The 10,686-nt window shown below is 69.9% G+C and carries 10 protein-coding genes and 1 pseudogene; 5 read left to right on the top strand and 6 right to left on the bottom strand.

Annotation, left to right across the window (positions count from 1 at the left end; translation table 11 throughout):
* Positions 1–742: pseudogene (locus tag H4N64_RS38140) on the top strand (MFS transporter); the annotation flags it as partial.
* 6 nt (positions 743–748) lie between these two features.
* Here the strand turns inward: H4N64_RS38140 and H4N64_RS38135 are convergent.
* Positions 749–1,576, bottom strand: coding sequence for a hypothetical protein (locus H4N64_RS38135; protein WP_186287194.1), 828 nt, complete (start codon positions 1,574–1,576; stop codon positions 749–751).
* A 77-nt stretch (positions 1,577–1,653) separates the two neighbouring features.
* Here H4N64_RS38135 and H4N64_RS38130 point away from each other — a divergent pair, with 77 nt between their 5' ends.
* The 3 genes from H4N64_RS38130 (at position 1,654) to H4N64_RS38120 (ending at position 4,328) form a co-directional block, all read left to right on the top strand.
* Positions 1,654–2,439: an SDR family oxidoreductase gene (locus tag H4N64_RS38130; RefSeq protein WP_186287193.1), complete on the top strand. Its 786-nt coding sequence runs from the start codon at positions 1,654–1,656 to the stop codon at positions 2,437–2,439.
* 126 nt (positions 2,440–2,565) lie between these two features.
* Positions 2,566–4,119, top strand: a complete 1,554-nt coding sequence (locus tag H4N64_RS38125) for a sodium:solute symporter family protein (protein WP_186287192.1) — start codon at positions 2,566–2,568, stop codon at positions 4,117–4,119.
* Positions 4,120–4,130: 11 nt separating this feature from the next.
* On the top strand, positions 4,131–4,328 hold the full coding sequence (locus H4N64_RS38120; RefSeq protein WP_186287191.1) for an SCP2 sterol-binding domain-containing protein: 198 nt from the start codon (positions 4,131–4,133) through the stop codon (positions 4,326–4,328).
* A 35-nt stretch (positions 4,329–4,363) separates the two neighbouring features.
* On the opposite strand, the gene H4N64_RS38115 is transcribed toward H4N64_RS38120, so the two are convergent.
* On the bottom strand, positions 4,364–5,476 hold the full coding sequence (locus H4N64_RS38115; RefSeq protein WP_186287190.1) for an ADP-ribosylglycohydrolase family protein: 1,113 nt from the start codon (positions 5,474–5,476) through the stop codon (positions 4,364–4,366).
* Positions 5,477–5,722: 246 nt separating this feature from the next.
* Between H4N64_RS38115 and H4N64_RS38110 the strand changes: the two genes are divergently transcribed.
* Complete coding sequence (locus H4N64_RS38110) at positions 5,723–6,220, top strand: DUF2165 domain-containing protein (protein WP_186287189.1); 498 nt, start codon at positions 5,723–5,725, stop codon at positions 6,218–6,220.
* Here H4N64_RS38110 and H4N64_RS38105 read toward each other — a convergent pair whose 3' ends face one another.
* The 4 genes from H4N64_RS38105 to H4N64_RS38090 all read right to left on the bottom strand — a co-directional run bounded on the left by H4N64_RS38105 (position 6,221) and on the right by H4N64_RS38090 (position 10,623).
* Complete coding sequence (locus H4N64_RS38105; RefSeq protein ID WP_222109881.1) at positions 6,221–6,424, bottom strand: hypothetical protein; 204 nt, start codon at positions 6,422–6,424, stop codon at positions 6,221–6,223. It abuts the gene before it with no gap.
* Positions 6,425–6,435: 11 nt separating this feature from the next.
* Positions 6,436–7,002 (bottom strand): hypothetical protein, encoded by a 567-nt coding sequence (locus H4N64_RS38100; RefSeq protein WP_186287195.1) that lies wholly within the window; start codon positions 7,000–7,002, stop codon positions 6,436–6,438.
* Positions 7,003–7,054: 52 nt separating this feature from the next.
* Positions 7,055–9,640 (bottom strand): bifunctional FO biosynthesis protein CofGH, encoded by a 2,586-nt coding sequence (locus H4N64_RS38095; RefSeq protein WP_186287188.1) that lies wholly within the window; start codon positions 9,638–9,640, stop codon positions 7,055–7,057.
* Positions 9,641–9,777: 137 nt separating this feature from the next.
* On the bottom strand, positions 9,778–10,623 hold the full coding sequence (locus H4N64_RS38090) for an LLM class F420-dependent oxidoreductase (protein ID WP_186287187.1): 846 nt from the start codon (positions 10,621–10,623) through the stop codon (positions 9,778–9,780).
* Positions 10,624–10,686: the final 63 nt, after the last annotated feature.

Here is a 10,686-nt window from a genome sequence, read left to right as displayed (position 1 = left end):
CACCACCCCGGCCGCCTCCTGGGCCCGCGAACTCGCGCCGCTGGTCAACGAACTCCAGGAGGTCGGCGCCGAGAAGGGCCGGGTGGAGGTCGTACCGGCCCGCTCGCACCGCGAGGCCTCCGCGCTCGCGCCGTACGTCAATCTCGCCCGCGGCTGGAACCGCCAGGCCGACATGGAGCGCAATCCGCTCTTCTACGACGACACCCTGAACTCGGCGAACTATCTGGAGTGGCTGAACCGGTGGGCCGTGCACTTCGTGGTGGTGCCGAAGGACGAGCCGGACGGTGACGGCGGTGAGCGCGAGCGGGAGCTGGTGCAGCGCGGGATGCCGTATCTGAAGCAGGTGTGGGGCGACGCGAACTGGCAACTGTTCCAGGTGCTCGACCCGGCCCCGCTGGCCGAACCGAACACCGTGGTGGAGCGGGCCGAGCAGGGCGAGTGGACGATGCGGGTGAGCGAGCCGGGGCGGGTGCTGATCCGGATCCCCTACTCGCCGTGGCTGAGCATCGTCGACGCCGAGGGCAAGAAGCTCGACCCGCCCAAGGAGACGGAGGCATCCAAGGACCGCCCCGACGGCGAACCGAAGACGTACGACAACGTCAACGGCTGTCTGATGGAGACGGAGGAGGACACGCTCGGGGACAAGTGGACCATGCTGGTGGCCCCGAAGGCGGGGACCTACCGGCTGGCGGCGCCCTACGACGTGCCGCGAGGCACTCCGTGTCCGGACGAGCTGAAGTAGCCCCCTTCAGCGCAGCTGGTCGACGTACTTGTCGGTGCCTGGGACCGTGGGGACGAAGGGTGCGAGCAGCTCGATCCGCCCGAGCCCTTCCGTCCTCAGGTCCGTGAAGTACGGCTCCCAGCACTCCCGGGGATCCGCCTCCAGGAACCACAGCAGCGTCAGCCGCGTCTCCACGCCCTCGACCTGCTTGACGTAGCTCATCCGATCGCCGGGCAGGGGCGTCGGCCGGAAGATCGTCACCATGGCGGCCGGAGACCCCGCGAGCCGCTTCGGAAGGTGCCGCGCCCGCAGCCACTCCACCAACTCGGCCCGCTGCGCCGCCGACTCGGCGTCGATCACCTCCACCACGAGCCCCGCGTACGGGTGGTCCAGGGCGTGGAAGTCCCGGGGCCCCGCGGCCCCGTCCCGGTACACCGTCGCCTCGTGGTCCTGGAACGCGGTGAACACATGGGTGCGGTCCTGGTAGACGCGGGCGTCGCGGTTGAGGCGCTTGTTGATGGCGACGGTCCACTTCATGTGGTCGTCGTAGCGCCCTGCCGTGATCCAGTACGTCGAGATGTAGCAGCCGGCGGTGACGGGCTGGGCGACGGCCGACTTCTCGGGCACGCGCAGGAGTTGCAGATCCCGGGTGGCGACCCAGCGGCGGCCCGCGTACATCCAGGGCATGGCCATGGCGCCGGCGTAGTAGTGGTCGTCCTCGTACCAGCGGTTGTAGGCGTACTCATGGCCCGGATGCGGTTCGACCAGGGTGATGAGCGCATGGCCGGGGTGCACTCCGTAGGGTCCTACGGCGGCCAGTTCGGCGTACGTCTCGCTGCGGGTCTGCTCGCTCATGCCCTTCCCCTTCTCAGTCGGCTCGCCCATACTCTGACGCCCCGTCAGATATTGCGCCAGAGTCAGGGAGGCCGCCGATGTCACTGCTCTCCGGAAAGACCGTCGTCGTGTCGGGAGTCGGCCCCGGGCTCGGTCATCAGGTCGCGGCGGCGGTGGTGCGCGACGGGGGGAATACCGTGCTCGGGGCGCGTACGGAGTCCAACCTCGCCAAGAGCGCGACGGAGATCGATCCGGACGGGGCGCACACGGCGTACCGGACGACGGACATCACCGACGAGTCGCAGTGCGAGGCGCTGGCGGCGCTCGCGCGGGAGCGGTTCGGGCGGATCGACGCGGTCGTCCATGTGGCCGCGTGGGACAGCTACTTCGGCGGTCTGGAGGACGCGGACTTCACCACCTGGCAGTCGGTGATCGATGTGAACCTGCTGGGTTCGCTGCGGATGACGCGCGCGTGCCTGGCCGCGCTCAAGGAGGGCGGCGGCTCGGTGGTGTTCATCGGGACCCAGTCGGCGGTGGCGGCCCCGTCGCAGGTACGGCAGGCCGCGTACGCCGCGTCCAAGGGGGCGTTGACCAGCGCGATGTACTCGCTGGCGCGGGAGCTCGGGCCGTACCGGATCCGGGTCAACACCGTGCTGCCGGGGTGGATGTGGGGGCCGCCGGTGCATGCGTACGTCCAGTTCGCGGCGCAGACGGAAGGGGTCGAGGAGTCCGTCGTACTGAAGCGGCTGACGGAGCGGATGGCGCTGCCGGAGCTCGCCACGGACGGGGATGTGGCGGACACGGCGGCGTTCCTGGTGTCGGACCGCGCAAGGGCCATCACCGGACAGTCGTTGCTGGTCAACGCGGGAGAGCTGATGCGATGAGTTCATGTATCTGAACTAAAGCCATCATCTCGAATACCTTTACCTCCCCTTGACCTTACGCCTGCTTGTCGTGTTCACGAAACAGCGCCCACGATGAGCGCCGGGCTGAACCCTGGGAGGGCGCACATGAACGGTCTCGACTGGGCCGTGCTCATCGGCTATTTCGGCGTGATGGTGGCGATCGGCATCTGGTCGCACAAGCGCGTCGACGACGTGAGCGACTTCTTCACCGCCGGCGGGAAGATGCCGTGGTGGCTCTCCGGCATCTCGCACCATATGTCGGGCTACAGCGCGGTGATGTTCACGGGTTACGCGGGCATCGCCTACACCTACGGTGTGACCTCCTTCGTCACCTGGTCCTTCCCGATCGCCCTGGGCATCGCCATCGGGTCGAAGCTGTTCGCCCCGCGTATCAACCGGCTGCGCTCACGGCTCCATGTGGCCTCCCCGCTGGAGTACTTGAAGAACCGTTACGACCTGAAGACGCAGCAGGCGCTGGCCTGGTCCGGGATGCTGCTGAAGATCGTGGACGTGGGCGCGAAGTGGGCGGCGATCGCGACTCTGCTGTCGGTGTTCACGGGGATCTCGCTCAACCAGGGGATCCTGATCACCGGTTGCATCACGGCGGTGTACTGCACGATCGGCGGTCTGTGGGCGGACGCGCTGACGGAGTTGGGGCAGTTCGTGATCCAACTCCTCGCCGGTATCGCGATGTTCGTGGCGGTCGTCATGGAACTGGACGACAAGGGCATCGGATTCTTCGGCGCCTGGGACGAGCCGGCGCTCCAGGGGCACGGCAAGCCGCTGGTGGGGCCGTACGGGACGGTGTTCCTGCTGGCCTTCCTCTTCATCAAGCTGTTCGAGTACAACGGCGGCATGCTCAACCAGGCGCAGCGGTACATGGCTACGCCGAACGCGAAGGAGGCGGAGCGGTCGGCGCGGCTGTCGGCGATCCTGTGGCTGGTCTGGCCTCTGGTGCTGTTCTTCCCGATGTGGATGTCGCCGCTGCTGGTGGAGTCGCAGAAGCCGGACGGTTCCGACTCCTACGGCCTGATGACGGAACAGCTGCTCCCGCACGGTCTGTTGGGCCTGGTGATCGTCGGCTTCTTCTCCCACACCATGGCGATGTGCTCCTCCGACGCCAACGCCATCGCGGCGGTGTTCACGCGGGACTGTGCGCCGGTGGTGTGGCGCCGGGCGCGGAGCTGGAGCCAGGGGCAGGGGTTGCGGGTGGCCCGGGTCACGACCGTGGTGTTCCTCGGCCTGTCCATGGCGGCGGCGACGCAGGTCAACTCGCCTACGTTCGGGGACATCATCACGGTCGTGATCAAGTGGGTCGCGGGCCTGATGGGTCCGATGGCGATCCCGATGATGCTGGGCCTGCTGCGGCCGTTCCGCCGCTCGGGTCCGACGGCGGCGCTGACGAGCTGGTCGATGGGTCTGCTGGCGTTCTGGCTGGTGAACTATCCGATCCACTGGAACGTGGAGGGTGGGGTGCCGTTGCAGTACCAGGTGTCGATCCCGCTCGCCGTTTCCCTGGTGCTGTACGTCCTGGTCGGCTGCATCAAGCCGGAGGACACCCCGGAGCGCCTGGCCATCATCGACAAGGTCAACTCGGACGGCGACGGAGCGGCGGCACTGGCCGGGGACGACGTGGTGGCAACCCGGGTGAAGGACTGACGTCGTACATCGTGCGGCGGGCCGACGCGACCATCACGATCAGCCCGGAGACATTCCTCCGCGTGACCGGCCAGGACCTCACGCTCGCCGAGGCGATCAAGAGCGGTGCCGCGTCGGCATCCGGCGACAGCGAGGCTCTGCGCAGCCTGAGGAACCTGTTCCGCCTGCCGCCCCCGCGTGCCCGGAAGGCGGACGGCACCTCGTCCTGATCACGGCGCTGATCCCACCGGAACGACAAGCGGCCTCAGCGCGGGTATCGCGCGAGCCATCCCGGGGCCGAGCCCGCCGGGCCGTGCAGGGCGGGGCCCTGGGTCATCTCCATCGCGAAGTCGTCCGCCAGTTCCAGGATCGTGGGGCGGCCTTCCAGCTCGGCCAGCCAGGCCGGGGGAAGGGCCGTCTCGCCGTGCAGGGCTCCCAGGAGGCCGCCGGTCAGCGCGGCGGTGGCGCCCGACGGGCCGTCGTGGTTCACCGACAGACACAGGCCACGGCGTACGTCCTCGCCGACCAGGGCGCAGTACACGGCCGCCGCCAGAACGCCCTCCGCGCTCGCCTCGCCCAGGAGTTCCTCCACCCGCACCGGGGTGGGCATGCCCTGGCGTACCGTGCCCAGGGCGTGCTGGAGGGCCTGGGAGACCGGTTCGTGGCCCGGACGGGCGGCCAGCAGCGCCAGAGCCCGCTGCACCGCACCGTCAAGGCTCTCGCCGCAGGCCAACGCATGCACGATGACCGCGTACGCACCCGCCGACAGATAACCCACCGGGTGGCCGTGGGTCTGGGCCGCGCACTCGATCGCCAACTGGGCCACCAGTTGGGGCTCCCAGCCGACCAGGAGGCCGAAGGGTGCCGACCTCGCCGCCGCCTCCGGCCCCGCCTCGCCCAGGTTCTTCGGCGCCTCCAGCGTGCCCATCGTCTCGTCCCCGAACCCGACCAGCAGCGATCGGGAGGGGTCGCGGCGGGCGTAAAGCCACTCCTCGCGAGCCAGCCAGCCGTCTTCTTTGCGCCGCTCGTCCGGACCCCAGTCCCGCTGAGTGGCCGCCCACCGCAGGTACGCCCGGTGCAGATCGGTCGGCGGATGCCAGGCACCGGTGTCCCGCCGGACCTGCGCCCGGATCAGGCCGTCGACGGAGAAGAGGGTGAGCTGGGTGAGGTGGGTCACGGCGCCGCGACGGCCGTACGCGAGCCCCAGGTCGACCAGGCCCTCCGCGCCGTACGCCTCCCTGATCTCCTCCAGACTCAGCCTGTCCACGGGGGCGCCGAGCGCATCGCCGACGGCCGCACCGAGCATCGTGCCGCGCACCCGGCTACGGAAGTCCTGCTGCTCGGAGCGGCCCCAGACGGCGCCCGTTGTCGCACCCACGTTCAGCACTGTAATCGACCAGGAATGGTCGCTTCAGGGGTCGGAATGGTATGCGGGGTGTGCGGTGAGTGGCCGTTATTGAGCGGGAGTATTCGGTTTTCACCCGTACCAAGTGGACGTTGCAGACGTGGACGCACTCATGGTCGCCGCTCCAACTCCCCCGCCGCGGAGGGGATTCCGATCCGCACCCCATTCTGGCTCAATCGATCTGGATCACACCGCCCCCGCCCGGGGAAGATGGCCGTCATGGCATCGACACCCCCACGCAGCGCACTCCGTCTCACCGCCACCCTGCTCACCGCGAGCGTCGCGCTCTACATGGCGCTGGTCGCCTTCGGGAACATCACGGACTTCGGGACGAACCAGCAGTTCGTCCGGCATGTTCTCGCGATGGACACCACGTTCAAGGACGACGACCTGATGTGGAGATCCATCACCAGCAAGGGACTTCAGGACACCGCGTACGTCGCGATCATCGTCTGGGAGACCCTCGCCGCGCTCGTCCTCATATACGGCACCTGGCTCTGGGCCCGCCGGGGCGACCGCAACGCCCGGCGCTGGTCCACCTACGGCCTGCTCATGGTCATGCTGCTCTTCGGCGCCGGGTTCATCGCGATCGGCGGTGAGTGGTTCGCGATGTGGCAGTCCGGGGACTGGAACGGACTGGACGCGGCGACGCGGGTCTTCGTGTTCAGCGGAGTCGTGCTGATCGTCGACCAGTTGGCGACCGGTTCCGACACGTAACTAGTCGTCCGAGCCGCTGCTGCTCCTCGACGAACCCTTGTTGGAACGCATCAGGACCCACAGCGCCTCGCCCGCGCCCCGCGTCACGGCGGCCACCACGCGCGCCCAACGCGGGGCAGTGCCCCGGCTGGCCCACACCACGCAGACACAGCCGCCGACGACCAGCGCCAGAAGCACCGAAAGGATCAGTACGCCCACAGTCATTCCCCCGTTGTCTACTCGACGACCGTCACCGTCGTCCCCGCCGTCCCGAACGCCCACAGCGCCGAGCCGTCCCCCGTCCTCATCCGGATACCGCCCGTCTGGGTACCGGCCTCGGGCGGGGGCGGTGACGAGCCGTCCACGGCGTTGGAGAAGGCGACGTTCACACCGGACTTCGCGGCGAAGTACACCACATGCTCGATCTCCACGCCGTCCGACCCGGTGATCGGATCCTCTGTCCGCTGGCCGACCTCGTAGCTGCCCGGGTCGGGGTCGACCGTGCCCGGCCACACCGTGAAGGTGCGGCGCGTGGCCTCGCTCGCGTCCACCAGCCACACCCGCTTCTGGCCGAGCGAGTACACGATCCGGCGGCCCGTGCCGGAGCCGTCCGGCACCCGGGCCGGCTTGGCGGACTCGGTCGCCCTGGGTTTGGCCGTGGCCGTGGCGGAGGCGCTCGGCGGGGTGGCGGTGGCCGTGGGCTTCGGGCCCTTGTCCGCCTGTACGGCGAGGGCGACGACCACTGCTGTCGCCCCTACCGTCAGACCGGTCACCCAGACCTTCGGGGCAGGCACGGCACGGATCTCCTCAGCTCACCGACAGGGTCGGATCATCGTACTGCGCCCATGCGAACGCTCAGTCCAGCACAGGCAGCAGCTCCGGCAGATGCCCGTCCGACACCGCCGCCGCCCGCTGCCGCTCCTCCGGGACCTCGCCGTACAGCGTGGTGCGGGGCCGGGCCGGACGCCCTGCCGCCTCGGCGACCGCGATCAGGTCCTTGACCGACTTGTAGGAGCCGTAGGAGGAGCCCGCCATCCGGGAGATCGTCTCCTCCATGAGCGTGCCGCCGACGTCGTTGGCGCCCGAGCGCAGCATCTCCGCCGCGCCCTCCGCGCCGAGCTTCACCCAGCTGGTCTGGATGTTGGGGATCCAGGGGTGCAGCAGCAGTCTCGCCATCGCCGTCACCGCCCGGTTGTCCCGCGTCGTCGGACCGGGCCGCGCGATGCCGGCCAGGTACACCGGCGCGTTGGTGTGGATGAACGGCAGTGTCACGAACTCCGTGAAGCCGCCCGTCTGCTGCTGGATGCGGGCCAGGGTCCTGAAGTGGCCGAGCCAGTGCCGGGGCTGGTCGACGTGGCCGTACATCATCGTCGACGACGACCTGATGCCCAGCTCGTGGGCCGTCGTGATCACCTCGATCCAGGTGGCCGTGGGCAGCTTGCCCTTGGTCAGGATCCAGCGGACCTCGTCGTCGAGGATCTCGGCGGCCGTGCCGGGGACGGAGTCGAGGCCCGCTTCCTTCGCCGCCGTCAGCCACTCGCGGATGGACATACCGGTGCGGGTGGCGCCGTTCACGACCTCCATCGGCGAGAACGCGTGCACATGCATCCCGGGCACCCGCGCCTTCACCGCCTTCGCGATGTCGAAGTACGCCGTCCCCGGCAGGTCCGGATGGATGCCGCCCTGCATACAGACCTCCACCGCGCCCACCTCCCACGCCTGCTGGGCACGGTCCGCCACCTGCTCCAGCGAGAGCGTGTACGCGTCCGCGTCGGTCCGCCGCTGCGCGAACGCGCAGAACCGGCAGCCCGTGTAGCAGACGTTGGTGAAGTTGATGTTCCGCGTGACGATGTACGTCACGTCGTCGCCGACCGCTGTCCTGCGGACGTCGTCGGCGATCCGGCACAGCGCGTCCAGCGCTGGGCCGTCCGCGTGCAGCAGCGCCAGCGCCTCGTCGTCGGTCAGCTTCGTCGGGTCGTCGGCCGCCACGCGCAGCGCCTGGCGTACGTCCGTGTCGATGCGCTCCGGCGCCATCCCGGGCGCCGCCGCCTCGCGCAGGGCGCCCCAGTCGCCGTACACCTCGTCGAAGTCGTCGCGGCGGTCGGACGTACGGCCCTCGGTGTCGATCGTGGAGTGCAGATCCGTACGGCCCGACGCCGCGAAGGCCTCCTCCGGCTCCTGCCAGGGGTGGCCCTCGACAACGGCGTCCGGGAGGGCGAGGCCCGTCTCCGGGTCCGCCAGCGCCGCCACATGCGGACGCAGCCGCGGGTCCAGCCAGGGCTCGCCGCGCCGGACGAACTCCGGGTACACGCAGAGACGTTCCCGCAGTTCGAAACCGGCGGCCCGGGAGCGCTCGGTGAGTTCCTCGATCTGCGGCCAGGGGCGCTCGGGGTTGACGTGGTCGATGGTCAGCGGGGAGACCCCGCCCCAGTCGTCGATGCCGGCGCCGATGAGCCGCTCGTACTCGGAGTCCACGAGGTTCGGCGGGGCCTGGAGGCAGGCGCTCGGGCCCATGATGTGCCGGGCGACCGCCACCGTGGCGACCAGCTCGTCCAGTTCCGCGTCCGGCATGCCGCGCATCGCCGTGTCCGGCTTGGCGCGGAAGTTCTGGATGATCAGTTCCTGGATGCCGTGGTAGGCGCGGGAGATCTTCCGCAGGGCGAAGAGGGACTCGGCGCGCTCCTCGTACGTCTCGCCGATGCCGATCAGGAGGCCCGAGGTGAAGGGGACGGAGGAACGGCCCGCATCCTCCAGCACGCGCAGGCGTACGGCGGGTTCCTTGTCCGGGGAGCCGTAGTGCGGGCCGCCGGGCTCGGACCAGAGCCTGGTCGCCGTGGTCTCCAGCATCATGCCCATGGAGGGCGCGACGGGCTTGAGGCGCTGGAAGTCGGTCCAGCTCATGACGCCCGGGTTGAGGTGGGGCAGCAGGCCCGTCTCCTCCAGGATGCGGATGGAGATCGCGCGGACGTAGGCGATGGTGTCGTCGTAGCCGTGCGCGTCCAGCCACTCCCGGGCCTCGGGCCAGCGGTCCTCGGGCTTGTCGCCGAGGGTGATCAGGGCTTCCTTGCAGCCGAGCGCGGCGCCCTTGCGGGCGATGTCGAGGACCTCGTCCGGGGACATGAACATCCCGTGCCCGGCCCGGCGCAGCTTGCCGGGGACGGTGACAAAGGTGCAGTAGTGGCACTTGTCCCGGCACAGCCGGGTGAGGGGGATGAAGACGCTCTTCGAGTAGGTGATGACCCCGGGGCGGCCCGCGGCCTCTAGGCCCGCGTCCCGGACCCGGGCGGCGGACGCGACAAGGTCGTCGAGGGCCTCACCGCGGGCCTGGAGCAGCACGGCCGCCTCGGTGACGTCGAGGGCGACGCCGTCCCGGGCTCGTTTCAGGGCGCGACGCATGGAGTTCTCGGTCGGGCCGGTTCCGTTCGTCGCCGAAGTCGTCATCCTTCGAGCGTATTGGCTCCGCCGGTTCAGCGGTGGCCGGGGGCCCTTGGGGGGCTGCTGGTGCGTTGCCGGGTGCGGGGTCGTTGTGGCTGGTCGCGCAGTTCCCCGCGCCCCTGGGTAGGTGCCACGGCCCTTGGCTACAAGTACTCGGCGTACTTGTCCAGCACCCTCAACACCTCTTCCTCCCCTGCGGGCGGCAACTGCACCACGACCTCCTCGATGCCCAGGTCCGCGTAGTGCGCGAGCTTGCCCGGGTTCGGGAAGACCGCGTACGGCACGACCTGGAGCGCCGCGGGGTCGCGGCCCGTGTCGGCCCACGCGCCGCGCAGCACCGGCAGCGACTCCGACAGCCCGCGGCCGCCGATGGGCATCCAGCCGTCGGCGTACTCGCAGATGTGGGAGAAGAGCTTGGGCCCGGCGGCGCCGCCGACGAGCGTGCGCGGGCCGACGACCGGGCCGCGCGGCTTCCGCACCGGCTTGGGGTAGGCGTAGGAGGCGCGTACCGACCCGAACTCGCCCTCGTACGGGGTCGGTTCCTCCGCCCACAGCGCCCGCATCAGCACCATCCGGTCCCGTACGAGTTCGCGCCGGGTGCGCCATTCGACGCCGTGGTCGGCGGCCTCCTCCACGTTCCAGCCGAAGCCGAGGCCGAGGGTGAGCCTCCCGCCGGAGAGATGGTCGACGGTGGCGATCTGCTTCGCCAGGGCCACCGGGTCGTGCTGGGCGACCAGCGTGATCCCGGTGCCGAGGCCGAGCCGCTCGGTGACGGCGGCGGCCTGGCCGAGCGCGACGAAGGGGTCGAGGGTACGGCCGTACTCGGGCGGCAGCTCGCCGCCGGCCGGGTACGGAGTGGTCCGCTCCACGGGGATGTGGGTGTGCTCGGGCAGATACAGCCCGGCAAACCCACGCTGCTCCAGCTCGCGGGCGAGCCGGGTCGGGGTGATCGTCTCGTCGGTGAGGAAGATCGTGACGGAGAGGCGCATGAATCATCTGTACCGGGGGCGGCGCGAGAAGTCGATACCGACTGGTCGGCATCAGTGATCCCG

The sequence above is a fragment of the Streptomyces cupreus genome, assembly GCF_014257025.1.
GTDB lineage: Bacteria > Actinomycetota > Actinomycetes > Streptomycetales > Streptomycetaceae > Streptomyces > Streptomyces cupreus.
This window is presented reverse-complemented; position numbering and strand designations above follow the sequence as displayed.

Coding starts and splice junctions, on each gene's coding strand:
- H4N64_RS38125 (WP_186287192.1), top strand. CDS start 2,566: ATGAACGGTCTCGACTGGGCCGTGCTCATCGGCTATTTCGGCGTGATG.
- H4N64_RS38135 (WP_186287194.1), bottom strand. CDS start 1,576: ATGAGCGAGCAGACCCGCAGCGAGACGTACGCCGAACTGGCCGCCGTA.
- H4N64_RS38130 (WP_186287193.1), top strand. CDS start 1,654: ATGTCACTGCTCTCCGGAAAGACCGTCGTCGTGTCGGGAGTCGGCCCC.
- H4N64_RS38090 (WP_186287187.1), bottom strand. CDS start 10,623: ATGCGCCTCTCCGTCACGATCTTCCTCACCGACGAGACGATCACCCCG.
- H4N64_RS38105 (WP_222109881.1), bottom strand. CDS start 6,424: ATGACTGTGGGCGTACTGATCCTTTCGGTGCTTCTGGCGCTGGTCGTC.
- H4N64_RS38095 (WP_186287188.1), bottom strand. CDS start 9,640: ATGACGACTTCGGCGACGAACGGAACCGGCCCGACCGAGAACTCCATG.
- H4N64_RS38110 (WP_186287189.1), top strand. CDS start 5,723: ATGGCATCGACACCCCCACGCAGCGCACTCCGTCTCACCGCCACCCTG.